The following is a 15,806-nucleotide window of genomic DNA, read 5'->3' as shown; positions in this document are numbered from 1 at the left end:
CTCTTCCTCACTTTTATTGTTCTTTTCCTGTATCATTTGAAGGTAGTTTCTTCGCTTGTTTTTCTTTAAATATTTCTCCAATTGCCCCAAGAGTACCAAGTGTTTCAATTGCATTAGACGGAATAAAGACTTTATTTGCTGGTCCTTTTGCAACTTCAGCTAATGATTCGAATGATTTGTAAGCAAGTATGCGCTCATCCAAATTCGCTTCACGAAGCAATTCAATACGGTTTTGTTCTGCTTTTGCGATTTCTTCAATTGCTCGCGCTTCCCCTTGTGCCTCTAATTCTTTTGCTTCTCTTATACCTTCAGCTTCGCGAATACGCGCTTCTTTATCCCCTTCAGCCATCAAGATTTTACTTTGCTTTTCCCCTTCAGCACGAAGAACTTTATCTTGTTTTGCTGCTTCAGCTTCTAAAATAATTGCACGTTTATTACGCTCAGCCTTCATTTGTTTTTCCATTGATGCTTGCACATCTTTTGGCGGGTTAATATCAACAACTTCGACACGTTCAATACGTACGCCCCATTTTTCTGTTGCTTCATCAAGCGCTAAGCGGATTTCTGTTGAAATTTTTTCACGACCAGATAACGTTTCATCCAGTTCCATTTTACCGATAATTTGACGCATCGTTGCTGAAGTAATATTACGAACACCATATTCATAGTTTGAAATACCATATGTCGCAAGTTCTGGTTCAACAATTTGATAGAAAATAATTGTATCTATTTCTACTTGAACATTATCTTTCGTAATTACTTTTTGCGGTGGTACATTCGTTTGTTGAATACGTAAGTCGTGATATACACGAACACGATCTACAATTGGGATTAAAATATTTAATCCTGGGTGCATGATACGTTGAAACTTACCAAATCTTTCAACAACCCCAACTTTTTGCTGAGGAATAATTTTAATTGTTAATGCGATAAATGTAACTACAATTAGTGCGAATATAATCGTTAACGTTAATGCTACCATATTTATTCACTCTCCTTTTTTACTTGTAATATAGTACTATGCCTCTTTATAACAACGACTTTTTCTCCAGCATCAATTGAAGAATCTGCAATAGCTGTCCAAGTATCTCCATCCACCTTCACAATACCATTCGCTTCATTTGTAATCGCTTGCATAACAATCCCTTTTTTACCAACAAGCATATCTACTGTATCCGTAAAACCTTTTGCTTCTCGAAAGTTTTTTGAAATTCTTTTCGTAAAGAATGTCAAAGTTAAACTTATAATTGCGCCAACAGTAACTTGTAACAGTAGTGCATCAGGAGCAAACAAAGCAATAAGACCTCCGACAACAGCTCCAATTCCAAGCCAAAGCATGTAAAATGTAATCGACAACATTTCTGCAATAAATAAAATACCAGCTATTATAAACCAAATTACCCAAGCAGCCATATGCAACCCTCACTTTCTTTCTCATTTTCTATATGTATATGAAGAAAAGAATGGTTTATCCGCCCTTTCTTACACTTGGGCGTTTGCTACAAGCTATTGTACATACTCACTGTTACTATGATTATTAATATAATACTATATCAATATATTCTTCATTATACATGAAAATTCCTTTCAAAAAGTGACAAAAAATTAAATTCTTTAAAAATTTCATTTTTTAAATTACAATTATTCTAATTACTAAATACTATTTTTATAGAGGTGTTATTCTTATTGAGAAACCTGTCACTAACCTACTACTTAGGTTCCAAAACATGCATTACTCTCGCTGACATCGTATATGTAATGATTATTACAACTCATATTTATATAGCAACTAAATCAGCTACTATTACTGCTCTTTTTCCATTATTACAAGTTATCACAAATCTAATTGCTAACATCTTTGCACCACTAATAATAAATCGTTTTCCGTCTTATACGTTGTTATATACGCTACAATGGCTAAAAACAGTCTTTTTACTATTATTAATGATTTTGTTTCCGGTCTTATCCACAAACATTATAGCTCTATTAACTTTTATTTTTTTCATTTCATTATGTAGTGGATGGAGCGCTCCATTACTATACAGCATTCTTCCGCGCCTTACACCGAAAGAAAAATTAGTAAAAGTAAATAGTATCTTTTCCTTTTCAACACAAATTGCGCAAGCCGCCGCTTATTCATTTACGAGTGTTATCGTTCTTCTCATTGGCGCTACATCTACACTCATGATTAATAACATGTTAATGATTTTTGGATGTATTGCATTACACTTTTCATTACGTACCATACATACTGAACGAATAGCAGATCCTCCCTCTTCAAAAAGTACTGCTTTATCGGAAGGTTGGAAACTCTTATTTCAAAATCCTTCTCTCCGTACCGTTACATATATGGACTTAATTGAAACTTTCGCCGGGACAATATGGATTGGTGCTATTACGATGGCATATGTTACGACTATTCTTCATAAAGGCGAAGAATGGTGGGGATATATTAATACAAGTTATTATGTTGGCACGTTAATCGGTGGTCTATTAGCATGGAAAATGAGTTCCTATATTCAAAACAATTTAATACGATCTATGTCGATTGGCTCTCTTATATTTAGCATTCTTACATTTTTATATGGTATGACGAGCAGCGGATTTATTGCGCTTTTTCTATGTGTTCTAATGGGACCATGTTATCAAATTAGAGATATTTCTCAAACGACTGTTTTACAATCAAGTGTCACCCTTTCTTTATTATCAAAAATGTATACAGCACATGGCGCCCTTCTTTCAACAGCTTCTGGTCTTTCTATGCTTAGCGTTGGCATTATTACTGATATGTTCGGTGTTCGTACAATTTATATCATCGCATCTATTCTTATTTTATGTTCCGCTTGTTTATCTTTTAGTTTATTAAAATATCATAAAACAGAGCAGAACGATATTTCACTTTAATCACTAAAACAAAAAGGACAGGCATTCCCTGTCCTTTTTATTTATTCTATTCATGACAAGTTTGGGATTTTTCTATGTTTTGTCGCCTGTTCAAAAGCGTAAGCTAGCTTAATTAACATCCCTTCACTAAAGGCAGTACTTGCAATCGTAATTCCAAAAGGTCTCCCGCTTTCCATATATCCTGCAGGTATTGCTATAGACGGATAACCCGCTTTCGCACATATAGTAGAAGCTATATAGGAAGGAAACAGTATCGCATCAAGATTATATTTTTCCAATGCAAAATCAATGCCTTGTTCTTGTGAAAAATATATATCTTCTAATCTTGCATTTAAATATTCTGGATTTCGTAACGTATTAGGAAAATCTTTTCTTCCCTCTAACTTAGTTTGTCCATATTTTAAAGCTCTTTCTGCTATGTTTTTATTAAACTCCATTAACTCCGAAATAGAATGTACCGGAATAGTAGAAGGTAATTTAGAAAGATAGTTATCTAAACTATGCTTCAGTTCATAAAGCGGCACTCCCCAACTCCATTCTCTATGAAAAGAAGGAATATTAATATTTTCTACTACTGTCGCTCCTTCATTACGTAATACTTGGATCGTTTCCTTAAACAAGATTTCATCATACTCACCATTTTCGTAATAATCTTTTGGTGCATCGTTAAACACACCAATCTTCGCTCCATTTAAGCCATTAACATTAAGATATTTTGTATAATCCTGCTCTGCCCTACCTTCACTTCTATGAGTAACAACATCTTTCTCATCTACTCCAATTAAACTCCCTAGCAAAATAGCAGCATCTGTTACCGTTCTAGCAAATGGTCCAGCTGTATCTTGCGAATAAGTAAATGGAATAATTCCTCTACGACTAATTAAACCGACAGTCGGTTTAATACCTACTACAGAATTTTGAACAGCGGGGCTCAAAATAGAAGCATCGGTTTCTGTCCCAATAGATACTACTGTAAAGTTAGCGGCAACTGCTATCGCAGATCCTGTACTAGATCCGCCAACAAACATATGGTCCTTGCCTGTTCCGTATGGATTGATTGTTTGACCACCTCTTGCACTATATCCAGCCCACATTTCAAAAGACATTGCATTTGCTAATTCTGTCATATTTGTTTTTCCTATTATTACTGCTCCGGCTTCTCGTAATTTTGTAACGAGAAATGCATCTTCACTGCTTATATTTTGTTCTAGAGCAATCGTACCTGCACTTGTATGCATGGAGTCATTCGTTTCAATATTGTCTTTAAGCAAAACAGGTATACCATGTAATGGACCCCTTATACCTTTTGTCTTTCTTTCATAATCTAACGCTTCTGCAATAAAAATAGCATCTGGATTGATTTCTAAAATAGAATTAATTTCCGGTCCGTCTTGGTCATACTTTGCGATTCTATGAAGATAATACATCACTAATTCCTTTGAAGTTAACTGCCCAGATTCCATTTCGGTTTGTATATCATGAATTGTTAATTCTTTTTTTAATACTGGATTAAACTGAATCTCCATTTATATTCTCCCTTATAGCAACTTTTTTGCGTATAACTCTTACTTTTTCATCTTTTCACCCCAACTATTCCAAACTAATATTCCTTTAAAGAAATTCAATTTATCTATTCAAAAAGCCTTTAATTTCCCAAAAAATAAAAAGAGTCTGAAACGAATGAACTTTCGCTTCAGACTCTTTTATTACTTTACATATATCTCATCCAATAAGTGTAAAAACTCTCCTTGTTTCCCTGCTAATTCAGGGCATTTTGCAATATTAACCCATTCGTAGCTAAACGCTAAACCTTGATCTTTCTCACCAGCACTTACTATATGTTCCCATGTATCTTTTACATCAGTTAGTAAAGTTACATGAAAAAAGTGACGTTTTTCATATTCCTGTTTTTCCTTCACATGTATAATGTAATCTGCTAAAAAACGCTCTATACATAAATGACGTAATCCGGATTCTTCCTGTACTTCACGCAATATAGCCGCTTCTAACGTTTCACCTTCATCAACCGTTCCCCCTGGCACTTGAATACCAGCTTCATGTATATCACGATGTTTAAAAACCAGTAATTGCATAACCCCCTCTTTTTCTCTTGTAATATATGCATGTACTTTTTTCTTATATAACATCGTCATTATACGTCTCTCCCCTCAATCATTTACTCTGTTACTTCTTCAAGCGTCAGTTGATTATCATACAAATATGTAGCTTGTGGATTTCCCACATACCTTACGTGCCATGGTTCATACCGATAGCCCGTAATCGTTTCTTTCGCTTTTGTGTATCGAATCACAAAACCAAATTTATGGGCATTTTCAGAAAGCCACTGACCTTCTTTCGTTTCCCCAAAAAACGTCTCTAACTGAAATTTAGCAGATTGAGACGTAATATCCATAGCTAATCCAGTTTGATGCTCACTTGTGCCAGGAACCGCGCTAGACATTGCTGTTTTTGCTTCCCCATCTTGTTTTTTATACATCGTATTTAATGCTTTTTGTCGATCAAAGGATCTAAATCCAGAAACTGCAAAAAGGAAAATACGCTCGTTGTTAGCTTGCTGGAACATTTCCTCAAGCGCCCTCGCTGCCTCTTTTCTCATCTTTTTCTTTTCTTGATCACCTTCACTAGAGTAGCGCACTTTCGGAATAACTAAATCTGGCGGTCTATAACCATCTGGTAAACGCCTACTTTTATTCACAAGTACAAGCATTGAATTCGGATTATTAATTACCGCAATATCCCCATCCATATTAGCAATCGTTTCTTTCGCTTTTGGAAATATACTATTTACACTTACTTCCCGCGCCTGCTTATCCTTATACATTTTATAATTGATTCCTGCTACTCCAACAATAATTATTGCAGCTACGATACCGAGTAGTGCCCATCTTTTTTTCATATAACGACCTCTTATTTTAATAATTTGGCCATTTCATACTCATCGATGTCCTTTCCATCGATAATAAGAGCAGCTTTTTTGACACCTTCTTTCTCAAATCCAGCTTTTTTATATAGTGCCTGAGCTCTTGTATTGTGGGCCATTACTGTTAATTCTAAACGCCATACATCATGTAATTTTGCCCACTTCTCAACCTCTTTAAACAATCTCGTCCCAATACCTCGCCCGTTATACTCTTGCAAAATACCAATTACAATGCTTGCCACATGCCTCTTTCTTTGAATGTTATTTCCATTCACTAATATAAAACCTATTATTCTCTCATCTTCAACTGCTACAAATATTGTTGCATATTCATTTTCTATAAATCGCTGGATCATTTTTTCTTGTTGCTCAGCTGTAGTTTTCCTTTCTCCTGGTTCATATAACATAAACTTCGTTTCTTCATCTAATTGCTTACTTAATTGCAAAAATGATGCTGCATCTTCTACTTTGATCTCCCTAATCACCTAAATCACCCTATCAATTTCATAATATAAAAATTTTCCTTGTAAAAAGATTTTCTCTGCCATTTCAAAAATCCCTTTCTAATTCTCCTATTATAATTAGACAAATTTCGATATCGCTATAATAATTATTAATCATGTCCATTTTGTGACATCTTGCTATCCACATTTCAAACCAACACAAAAAACGTAAGCATTACACTTACGCTTTTCCAAGATTGAAGTGAGCTAATAATTATCGATAGATACCCTGGCTAATTCAAGTTTCACTTTATCCATTCACTTTTTCTGCCTGCCAAAAATATTCACCAAATGCTTTAGCAAGTGCATCAATTGATCGATTCAATTCTTCCTCCGTATTATCTACACCGCCAACTTCTATTAATATCGCTTGTCCTGATAAATCTTGATTATAGATTCCATTTCCTGTTTGAAAACCTTTTTGAATGACCCCACGACTCACTCCTGGATATTTCTTATTAATCGCCTCATGTAAAGCTGTCGCTAATTGTAAGTTTTTTTCATAATTTTTATTTCCTTTCCCTACTACAAATGCAAGCTTCGCATATGATTTATCTCCAATTGTTTTTGTCGTTACATTCTTTCGAGCACTATCACGATGCAAATCAAAAAAGTATTGAAGATCTTTATTTCCAGCCATAGCTTGCTGCACAATTTCTCGTGACATTTTATACGAACTATTACTGTTTAAACCCTTACTTATTAACTTTTGACCAACATCACTCTTATCGTTAGTAGCTCCAATCCCTTCACCTTCTAGTTGTTCACGGAAACGATCTCCTAATATAGAAATATTCGATACAGAACTCGTTGCTTTATTCGGATTCGGGTCATTCGTTAAGTTAAGTAAAGGTAAATAAGATTCCCAGCTATGTGTATGATAAATAAACGCAACTTGTCTTTTCCCGGTCGTTTGGGACGGCTGTTTTTTCTCTTTATTCGTATCTTGTTTAGGTGCTTGTCCAGTTCCACTAGTCCGTTCTTTCACTACTTCTTCAAGAGGTACACTCGACTCTATCGGTAAGTTAGAATAGTTTGTGCCCTCACCCGCAATAACAATTTCTGTATCGTACTTACCAAACCCGGGTAGCTCTTTCCCGACAAAACTGCGTACATCATTAAAGCGAATATTTGTAGCCATAGAAAAGAGAAAAGAAGAAATTGAAAAATCTTGATTCAACTTTCGATACTCCTGTGTAAAATAATGATTCTCTTTTCCAAGTACATACATGTAACCATTCATCGATAACTCATTTAACCAATTATATAAATACGTTGACTTCGTCTCTTTCATAGAGGTTACCATCATACTAATAAGAAAAAAAGTCGCTAGCACTGTAGTAATAACAAATAAAACTAACTTACGCATACTTGTAAACTTCATAAAAAAAAAGCCCCGATTCATACTATCACCTCTCTATTTCAAGTTATGTACAAGCCCTAGAGAATAGACCGTTAAAATTTCGGCTATATTGTTAATGAGGTGAAATGAATTGAAGCTATTAATAGGAATATTACCAATCGCTCTATCATTCATTTTTTATTTGTCCGCTAAGCATCCAAAAGTCTTTATTGTACTACATATTTCTGCGTACTTGGCACTGTATGTACTCGGTACAATTATTTCCATTAATATATACGATGTTTTAATACAAGATTTAGTTTTCATGACGAGCATTCATGGGATTTTACTGAATCCATTTTTCCTTATTGCAGGAGCGTATATAGGAACATACACGTTGTACCTACTTATGTCTCACATTATTATAAAAATAAAAAATGGAGCGTAATGAAATGCAACCAACATTTATCTGTCATACATGCAAAAAAAGAATTGTGAGAAAGAAAGATCTTATTACCGCCACATGGTACTTCCGCTTTTATTTATTTCACAGTGATTGTTTTAAACGACAGCAAGTGTTCGTCCCACGATTTATCCCTGTGAATACACTTTTCAATTTCTTTCTTATTATGTATGGACTTATTTTTGGCAGCATTCTTATGATTACAGAACCGTCTATTATTTGGCTGATTCTCTTTTTTCCCATTTTTTATCGGTTTCTTTCTTATTATTATGTGGAACGTTTTTTCTCTACATAACGTGCAGACTGACCTCTCGGAATACTTAAACATTCCCACTCATTTTCTTTTAACATCTTCCCAATGTAAATAATCTGACCAATATGCAATGCATAATGGGAAATTTGCCTTTCAATTGCTTGCATGACAGTATGTGCTTCACCGCGAATGTATACCGTCTTCAATAAGTGTTCCGGTGTTAAAGTATTCATCGTATTAAAAACATATTTCCATCCTTCTTGCCAAGCTATAAGGGCTTCTTCTTTTGAATGATAGCATCCCTCAAATTCACCATCTCGATTACGATCTGTTTTTTCACCATCAGACGTTAAAAAATCCGTCCATCTAGAACGCATATTACCGTGCAGATGCTTTATAATAATCGCTATACTATTTGTTTCTTCATGAGAATACCATTGTATTTGTTCATATGATAATTGAGAAAGTGCCCGTTCCCCTTGCTTCTTTGTTGCTTTAAAGTTCGAAATCGCACATTGTAAATATTCTCGTCCGATATCCATATTAGCCCCTACCTTCACCCTAGCTAATTTTCGTTCCATTTGGCAATTCCATATTAGGCTGAAGCAACACAACATCATCAGCTTCAGGAACGCCGCCAAGCACAAGCACTTCTGATTTGAATCCAGCTACACGCTTCGGTGGAAAGTTTACAACCGCAACGATTTGTTGACCGACTAAACCTTCTGGACTGTACCTTTTCGTAATTTGGGCACTTGACTGCTTTATCCCGATTTCTCCAAAATCTATTGCTAGTTTAATCGCTGGTACTCTCGCTTCTTTAAATTCCTCTGCATGTATTACAGTTCCAATTCTCAAATCCAAATTTAAAAAATCTTCAAAATTAGCCATTTATCATTCCCCCCAATTATTACTTAGACAAAATACAAAAATCCCCTTCAAAAAAAGAAAGGTGCCTAAGCACCTTTCTTTTGTAATTCACTTGATTCATTTGATTTATAGAAGAAGAAACCGAGAATCCCGCCAATACATGATGGAATTAACCATCCGATTCCTTCGTTATATAACGGTAACATTTGTAGTACATTAGAAATTGCGTCAATTTTAATTTTCGCACTTTCTAAACCGTTAAAGAAACTAATTAACAATGCACCTAAAATAGCTCCAATATAAATTGTATTACGCTTCCCAATCCACTTATGGAAATACGAAAGTACGATTAATACAATTGCAACTGGATAAATGATCATTAACACAGGTAATGTTACTGCGATTAATTGTGTTAAACCTAGGTTAGATACAATTAAACTAAATACACATACCATTGTTACAATCGTTTTATGCGAAAGTTTTGGGAATAAGTTTGTAAAGAAACCCGCACACGCAGATGTTAACCCAACAGAAGTTGTTAAACAAGCGAGTATAATAACAAGCCCTAATAAAATTTTACCACTCGTCCCATATAGCTCATTTACAACATTCGTTAAAATAAGACCACCGTTTTCTGAAATACCAAGTGATGTACTTGTTGAACCAAGATAAGCAAGTGATAAATAAATTAACGTTAAACCAAGTACAGCAATAATACCTGATACGACTGTTATTTTTGCAATTTGACTACTCTCTTTTATCCCTTTAGAGCGGATAACTTGTACAACGACAATCCCAAATACGAGAGCACTAATTGCATCCATCGTTAAATATCCTTGAATAAATCCACCAAAGAAAGCATTTTCTTTGTAAGCAGCTAACGGCGCAGCTGGCTCTCCAATTGGATCAATAATTGCCTTTCCGACAATAACAGCGACAATTAATACTAATAATGGTGTAAGAAACTTTCCAAACCAATCCACTAATTTAGATGGATTTAATGATAAATACCACGTTATTCCGAAGAAAACTATCGTGAAAAGAAATAGCATGTACCACTCTGAAACCATTGCCTCTGATAAAAACGGCTTCATACCCATTTCAAACGAAACAGCTCCAGTACGAGGAATCGCGAAAAATGGTCCAATTGCTAAATAACTAATCAATGGGAAAATAAACGCAAATATAGGGTGGACTCTAGAAGATAGCGCTTTCAAGTCCCCCTCTACAAACGCGACAGCTGTTACAGCTAGTAGGGGTAATCCGACTCCCGTTACAAGGAATCCTATTGTAGCAATCCAAACATTCTCTCCTGCTTGTTGACCTAAAACTGGCGGGAAAATTAAATTTCCTGCTCCTAAAAATAATGCAAATAGCATTAAACCAATTGCTACCGTATCACCTGGCCTTAAACGTCCCTTCATGCTCTTCATTTGCATAGCATTTTTTCATTGTTTATCTCTATATTTTACAATATGCTATGCATCCTCCTCTCTGCTCAAGATGATAAAATATGCCCCTTACAAAGCAGTGTCTTTCTCCATAATTTCTCCATTCCCCTTATTTTTACTCTAATCATTAATACAATTGTTATTTTTGAATTTTGAGTTTTTTGAATTTTTAAATCATTAGAGTGTTATTACGTGGAGTATAGTTGTCAGACCTCTTTGTTTTTATCACACATATAGTAACATATTTAGTTGCAAAATAAAAACATATTTTCAAATTGATTTTTTTGAAAATCGAAATTATCTACATTTTTTATTCTCTTACACAAATATTGTTATAATCTCACCTATTATCTTGTCGTTATTTTAAAATAACTTTATACACGTAACATAACAAAAGCCATCCAAGATGAAGTGACCCCCGAAAGTTAGACAGGTCGTTTCATTAGGCAGCCTCTAGGGTATGAGCCCGGTATTGTACTGGGCTCATACCCTTTAATTTTGCCTTAATTCTTTTATGATTATAGTATTCTATATACTTTGCTAATTCTTGTTTGAAATGTGTTATACTTTCAAATTCTTTTCGATACAGAAATTCCGATTTCATAATACTGAAGAAATTTTCAATAACGGCATTGTCATAACAGTTTCCTTTGCGAGACATACTTTGAGTTATGCCACAATTCTTAAGAGAATGGCGGTATTGTTTCATTTGATAGTGCCAACCTTGATCAGAGTGAATGAGGAGTTTATCCGGATCGGTTACACAATAAAGGGCTTGGTCCAACATCGTTGAAACAAGGGAATAGGTCGGTCTGGAACTAATTGTATACGTGATAATTTCACCATTAAATAAATCCAACATTGGTGATAGGTATAACTTCTCCCCAAATAACTTAAACTCCGTAATATCTGTAACCCACTTTTCATTTGGTTTTTCAGCTTGGAAGTTGCGATTTAAAATATTTGGCGCAATTTTCCCAACTGTCCCTTTGTAAGAGCGATATTTTTTCATACGAACCAGACATTTTAACCCTAATTCTTTCATAAGGCGATATACTTTTTTATGATTTACTTTGTGTCCACGATTCATAAGCTCATCACGAATACGACGATAACCATAACACCCATCGTGTTCATTATAAATAGCTTGAATCAGTTCTTTTACCTCCGTATTTGGATCAGGACGATTAAAATGTTTCATCCAGTAATAGTACGTACTACGTGGAATGTTTGCGAGTTGAAGTAACTCCTTGATAGGAAATTCATGCCTTAACTCGTAGATTACTTGCGCTTTGTCTTGTTTGGTGATTTTTCTTTGTTTTGAACTAAGGCATTCAACTTTTTTAAATATGCATTTTCCATACGTAAACGCTCATTTTCCGCTTGTAAGGCTTCGATTGATCCTTCATCTACTGGTTTTATTTTTTTATCTTTCATGGTTGGACGCCCCTTTTTCTTTGATTGTAGGGCATCCAATCCTCCTGTTTCATAAGCTATTTTCCATTTCCGAAGTGTTTCATAAGACGGTATATTGAAAAGTGCCGCTGTTTCTCTGATAGATGTCCCGTGTTCATTCATATAATAAAGTACATCTAGTTTATACTGGGCTGGGTAGAATGTATAGCACTTTTCAAAGGCCTTTTCACCTGAAGACTCATATCGTCTAATCCACTCACGAAGTACGCTAGGGTTAACTCCTATAGATTTAGCAATTATTTTTCCACTTTCTGTACCATCTAAATATCGTTTCACCGCTTGGATTTTTTCTTTTGAAGAAAATTTAACCATAAAAAATGCACCTCCAATTGTTAGACTGTGTCTAACAATTGGGGTGCACTTCAAGATAATTAGATGGCTTTTGTATGTTACTCTATCGTTTCAACTTCACGTGGATTTTTCATCTCTTCCACATATACAACTCTAAATCCGTGATCTTCTAAATCTTTCAATAATGTCTCTAATTCACCGTCGTTAAACTCTTCTCCTAATGTAAACATAATTCTACGAACTAATAAGGCATCATTATCAAAAGTCATCAAACTTTGAATACCAGTGTATTTCTTTAAAACTGTCGATAACTTTTGGATTGCTCCATTATAGTCTTGCGTTCCAATCATGACAGAGTATTTACTAGAGTGAACGCCCCAAGCATCCTCTAATAACTCAAAAACTTTTTTATGCGTTAAAATTCCAAGGAAAACCCCTTTTTCGTCAACTACTGATAAATAAGGCAATTTTTTTATTGTAAAAAATACTTTAAAGAAAGAAGAATCTTCTCTCACAAATCCCTCTTTATCGTTTAATAATTGCATTACACTCTCGTCAAGTGATCCTTTATATTCTAAAATATCTACTTTATATATATTCCCTAAAAATTTCTCTTTTTTTTCATCTAAAACTGGTACACAACGATACCCCGTTTTATTTAAATGCTCTAACGCTTCCCCTATCGTAATCGAACTTGAGCACAGTAAAACTTCCCTTTTTGGCACGTAATTCCCTTTAATCCTCATAAAAAGCCTCCTTATGTTAAAATACTTTCTGTGCCATAACTATATTATATTTTCAGAAAAAAATAAATAATTTATTTTATTTTTCTGAAAATTATTCATTTTCTTGTCATAATTTATTCATGAATCCTTCACTTGCACTTTCTTCCGCATCCAAAACCCTCCCTCTGAATTCTGAATCACTTCAATGTATCATTGTACGGACCTAATTGTTTTTTAGAAAAGTAATAATTTGTCTCCTTACTTTTCATTAACATATTTCCTTTTATAATTAAAAAATAGGTAGCTATTAGAAAGTAGATCACCCCAAATAACCAATCCAAATTTGTAGCCAGATTGTGTAAAAGAATATACCTCATATATACATAACCAATTGGAACATGTAGTAATACAACCGCACCTAATCCCGGATTATATATTGTTTTAGCTTTTATATTCGCAAAAATACCATGCCATATGAATTGAAAAAATCCCATTAAAATAGGTGCCAACCCAAGCCATATTATATTTTGAAAAAAAACCGGGAGTAAATAAAAAACATAAGCAATCAAAATATTTATTACCATAGCAGATTGCGTATTTAATGGATAGCGGTCTGGTATATCACTTTTAAATATAACTACATTAAACAGACCAGCAAAATAACCTGGCCAACGATACTCTTCAAATTGATGCACTAAAATGGCCACAAAACTTAACCCTAACAGTACTTTTATTTCACTCATTTCTCCCAAATTCGCGACTAAAGAAACAACGACAATAATAGCGACAACTAACCCTATATCACACCAATGCTTTCTAAAGAAACTAGCCACCTCTATCACCCACTATCTCAATTTTTATAAAAATAGCGTTCAAATAGGAAATCAATCTGTTTTTCTACAGATGGTACTTTTATATCTGCCCCTGATTCGAGAATTGGCATCATTAATGTGGGAAGAAAAATGGATCCAAATATTTGCACCGTCATCATCATTAAAATTTCCCGATCCGTTTCATTTGTTATCTCGCTCAAAATATTCTTCACTTTACTGAAACCTAGCCTCTTCAAAAAATCCCCATATTCGTATTGAGATGTAAATACCGTAGTTCCCATTGCAATAATCTTCCTAACTAACTCCGGATATTGCCGAATTACTAGTACATAATCCAATAAAAATATTTTTAATCTTTCTTTTGCTGGCACTGTAATATTATCTAAAATAGAAAAAGTGCCTTGAAAGCTAATTAATAAAACTCTAATCGTCTCACTAATTAACTTTTCTTTTGAACCAAAATGGTAATTTACTAGCGCTATATTTATATCTGACAATGCTGCAATTTTTCTTATCGTTACCTTTTCAAAACCTTCTTTTTTAATTAATTCCAATGTTGTATTTAAAATCTTTTTTTTCGTTGATACGTTTTCATTCCCTCCCAATTTATCTCCCCCTCTAGAATGTATCAGTTAAACAACGATTTAAACATCGTTTAATTTTATGGTATCACTTTCCAATTTTAAAAATCTATTTAATCCTTTCGACATTTCCCTACATTCTCTTCATTCCACACAAAAAATAGATTTCTAAATACAATTTAAAATTATCCATATGCCCATACATGAAGAAAAATATATTGTAACTTGCTCCAAAAACGGCTAAAATAAGAATAAGAATTTTCTGAATATTCTAAGAGTAGGTGGTTTATATGTCCTTATTACGCTCACATATATGTAAATTTATAATTGGTGTTATTGTTATTTTTGCCATAAGTCCTATTCCAGCTCTTTTTATTACACACAATTACTCTTATCAAAATGGATTTATTAGCATTTTTCAAAACTTCGCACAGCTTTCTTCTATATCAATTCCAAAGGTTGATTGGATGCATGAATCTATCTTTTTCTCAGCAAATCAAATGATACATACTTCTAATCATTCAACACCATTATTCCCTTACATATGGGAAATATATTTTATATCGATTGTTCGTTTTACTTTTACCCTTGCGATCGGATTTTTCATAAGTTTGGGTATCGGCCATTTATTTTTCAAAGTACCTAACTCGTTTAAAAAGTTTACTACTGTATTGAATTGGATACCTTACTCTTTTTGCACTGTAGTATTACAATGTTCAGTCTTATTACTACTCCTATACGTCGCACAATTTATAAACCTTCCTTACTACTCATCTTTTATCATCGTATGTAGTACTTCCATGATTATCGTTATGCAAGCAGTAAAAAAATGGATTCCTTTCTTGAAAAACACAAATGAATATGAAATAAAACATGATTCTTTTCTTGTGGATACATTGTTTTTGGCGCTTACTTCGAACCATAAATCAATTTTAGGTTCCATCATTCTTTCATTCGTTTTTATGGAATGCGTTTTTCATGCAAGTGGACTGTTACAATTTATCGTTCAATTTGGCGGAAATTCACCCATAATTGTTACAATCGGCTTATTACTACTCTATATCCCATATAGCATACTTTCTTTCCTTCAAACACTATGGACCACAAACTACTCCAAGCAACAGTCATACACTTTAACGAGAAGTGTTCCAAAACCTTAATTGAACTAACCCT

Annotated in this window: 18 protein-coding genes; 4 read left to right on the top strand and 14 right to left on the bottom strand. The window is 34.1% G+C overall.

Annotation, left to right across the window (positions count from 1 at the left end; genetic code table 11):
* Positions 1–13: 13 nt before the first annotated feature.
* Positions 14–982, bottom strand: coding sequence for an SPFH domain-containing protein (locus MHH27_RS10530; protein ID WP_000226254.1), 969 nt, complete (start codon positions 980–982; stop codon positions 14–16).
* A 2-nt stretch (positions 983–984) separates the two neighbouring features.
* On the bottom strand, positions 985–1,413 hold the full coding sequence (locus MHH27_RS10525) for an NfeD family protein (protein WP_000741971.1): 429 nt from the start codon (positions 1,411–1,413) through the stop codon (positions 985–987).
* A gap of 273 nt (positions 1,414–1,686) precedes the next feature.
* Between MHH27_RS10525 and MHH27_RS10520 the strand changes: the two genes are divergently transcribed.
* The gene (locus tag MHH27_RS10520; protein WP_340942452.1) at positions 1,687–2,904 is read left to right on the top strand and encodes an MFS transporter; all 1,218 of its coding nucleotides are present in this window, start codon (positions 1,687–1,689) and stop codon (positions 2,902–2,904) included.
* Positions 2,905–2,954: 50 nt separating this feature from the next.
* On the opposite strand, the gene MHH27_RS10515 is transcribed toward MHH27_RS10520, so the two are convergent.
* The 5 genes from MHH27_RS10515 to spoIIP all read right to left on the bottom strand — a co-directional run bounded on the left by MHH27_RS10515 (position 2,955) and on the right by spoIIP (position 7,753).
* Positions 2,955–4,430 (bottom strand): amidase family protein, encoded by a 1,476-nt coding sequence (locus tag MHH27_RS10515; RefSeq protein ID WP_097925305.1) that lies wholly within the window; start codon positions 4,428–4,430, stop codon positions 2,955–2,957.
* 180 nt (positions 4,431–4,610) lie between these two features.
* Positions 4,611–5,057 carry an NUDIX hydrolase gene (locus MHH27_RS10510; protein WP_016512975.1) on the bottom strand — a complete coding sequence of 149 codons (447 nt, stop codon included), beginning with the start codon at positions 5,055–5,057 and terminating at the stop codon, positions 4,611–4,613.
* Between the two features lie 23 nt (positions 5,058–5,080).
* Positions 5,081–5,821, bottom strand: a complete 741-nt coding sequence (locus MHH27_RS10505; protein ID WP_090976264.1) for a M15 family metallopeptidase — start codon at positions 5,819–5,821, stop codon at positions 5,081–5,083.
* A gap of 11 nt (positions 5,822–5,832) precedes the next feature.
* Positions 5,833–6,330 (bottom strand): GNAT family N-acetyltransferase, encoded by a 498-nt coding sequence (locus MHH27_RS10500; protein WP_002093964.1) that lies wholly within the window; start codon positions 6,328–6,330, stop codon positions 5,833–5,835.
* A gap of 268 nt (positions 6,331–6,598) precedes the next feature.
* Complete coding sequence (gene spoIIP, locus MHH27_RS10495) at positions 6,599–7,753, bottom strand: stage II sporulation protein P (RefSeq protein WP_001079282.1); 1,155 nt, start codon at positions 7,751–7,753, stop codon at positions 6,599–6,601.
* Positions 7,754–7,841: 88 nt separating this feature from the next.
* On the opposite strand from spoIIP, the gene MHH27_RS10490 reads away from it, so the two are divergent.
* Both MHH27_RS10490 and MHH27_RS10485 read left to right on the top strand, forming a co-directional pair.
* Positions 7,842–8,138, top strand: a complete 297-nt coding sequence (locus tag MHH27_RS10490) for a hypothetical protein (RefSeq protein ID WP_090976262.1) — start codon at positions 7,842–7,844, stop codon at positions 8,136–8,138.
* 4 nt (positions 8,139–8,142) lie between these two features.
* A complete protein-coding gene (locus MHH27_RS10485; protein WP_139213215.1) occupies positions 8,143–8,448 on the top strand; it encodes a permease in 306 nt (101 codons plus the stop codon).
* Here MHH27_RS10485 and MHH27_RS10480 read toward each other — a convergent pair.
* The 7 genes from MHH27_RS10480 to MHH27_RS10450 form a co-directional block, all read right to left on the bottom strand.
* Positions 8,421–8,987 (bottom strand): DUF1572 domain-containing protein, encoded by a 567-nt coding sequence (locus MHH27_RS10480; protein WP_139213214.1) that lies wholly within the window; start codon positions 8,985–8,987, stop codon positions 8,421–8,423. The two genes, MHH27_RS10485 and MHH27_RS10480, sit on opposite strands and share 28 nt — an antisense overlap.
* Positions 8,968–9,297 carry a chaperone CsaA gene (csaA, locus tag MHH27_RS10475; protein ID WP_340942446.1) on the bottom strand — a complete coding sequence of 110 codons (330 nt, stop codon included), beginning with the start codon at positions 9,295–9,297 and terminating at the stop codon, positions 8,968–8,970. The genes MHH27_RS10480 and csaA overlap by 20 nt, the downstream gene beginning before the upstream one ends.
* Positions 9,298–9,362: 65 nt before the next feature.
* A complete protein-coding gene (brnQ4, locus tag MHH27_RS10470) occupies positions 9,363–10,700 on the bottom strand; it encodes a branched-chain amino acid transport system II carrier protein BrnQ4 (protein ID WP_011110049.1) in 1,338 nt (445 codons plus the stop codon).
* Between the two features lie 469 nt (positions 10,701–11,169).
* A protein-coding gene (locus MHH27_RS10465; protein WP_340942444.1) for an IS3-like element ISBth10 family transposase occupies positions 11,170–12,515 on the bottom strand; the annotation gives its coding sequence in 2 pieces (ribosomal slippage) (positions 11,170–12,074 and positions 12,074–12,515; 1,347 coding nt in all).
* 77 nt (positions 12,516–12,592) lie between these two features.
* Complete coding sequence (gene cbpA, locus MHH27_RS10460) at positions 12,593–13,240, bottom strand: cyclic di-AMP binding protein CbpA (protein ID WP_001220528.1); 648 nt, start codon at positions 13,238–13,240, stop codon at positions 12,593–12,595.
* Between the two features lie 176 nt (positions 13,241–13,416).
* Positions 13,417–14,061: an HXXEE domain-containing protein gene (locus MHH27_RS10455; RefSeq protein WP_003270331.1), complete on the bottom strand. Its 645-nt coding sequence runs from the start codon at positions 14,059–14,061 to the stop codon at positions 13,417–13,419.
* 8 nt (positions 14,062–14,069) lie between these two features.
* Entirely contained in the window at positions 14,070–14,657 is a 588-nt protein-coding gene (locus tag MHH27_RS10450; protein ID WP_089170849.1) for a TetR/AcrR family transcriptional regulator, read from the bottom strand.
* Between the two features lie 266 nt (positions 14,658–14,923).
* Between MHH27_RS10450 and MHH27_RS10445 the strand changes: the two genes are divergently transcribed.
* A complete protein-coding gene (locus MHH27_RS10445; RefSeq protein WP_000055272.1) occupies positions 14,924–15,793 on the top strand; it encodes a hypothetical protein in 870 nt (289 codons plus the stop codon).
* Positions 15,794–15,806: the final 13 nt, after the last annotated feature.

The organism is Bacillus sp. FSL L8-0152, from assembly GCF_038006365.1.
GTDB lineage: Bacteria > Bacillota > Bacilli > Bacillales > Bacillaceae_G > Bacillus_A > Bacillus_A cereus.
The sequence above is the reverse complement of the archived record's forward strand: the minus strand, read 5'-3'. Positions and strand labels throughout refer to the sequence as shown.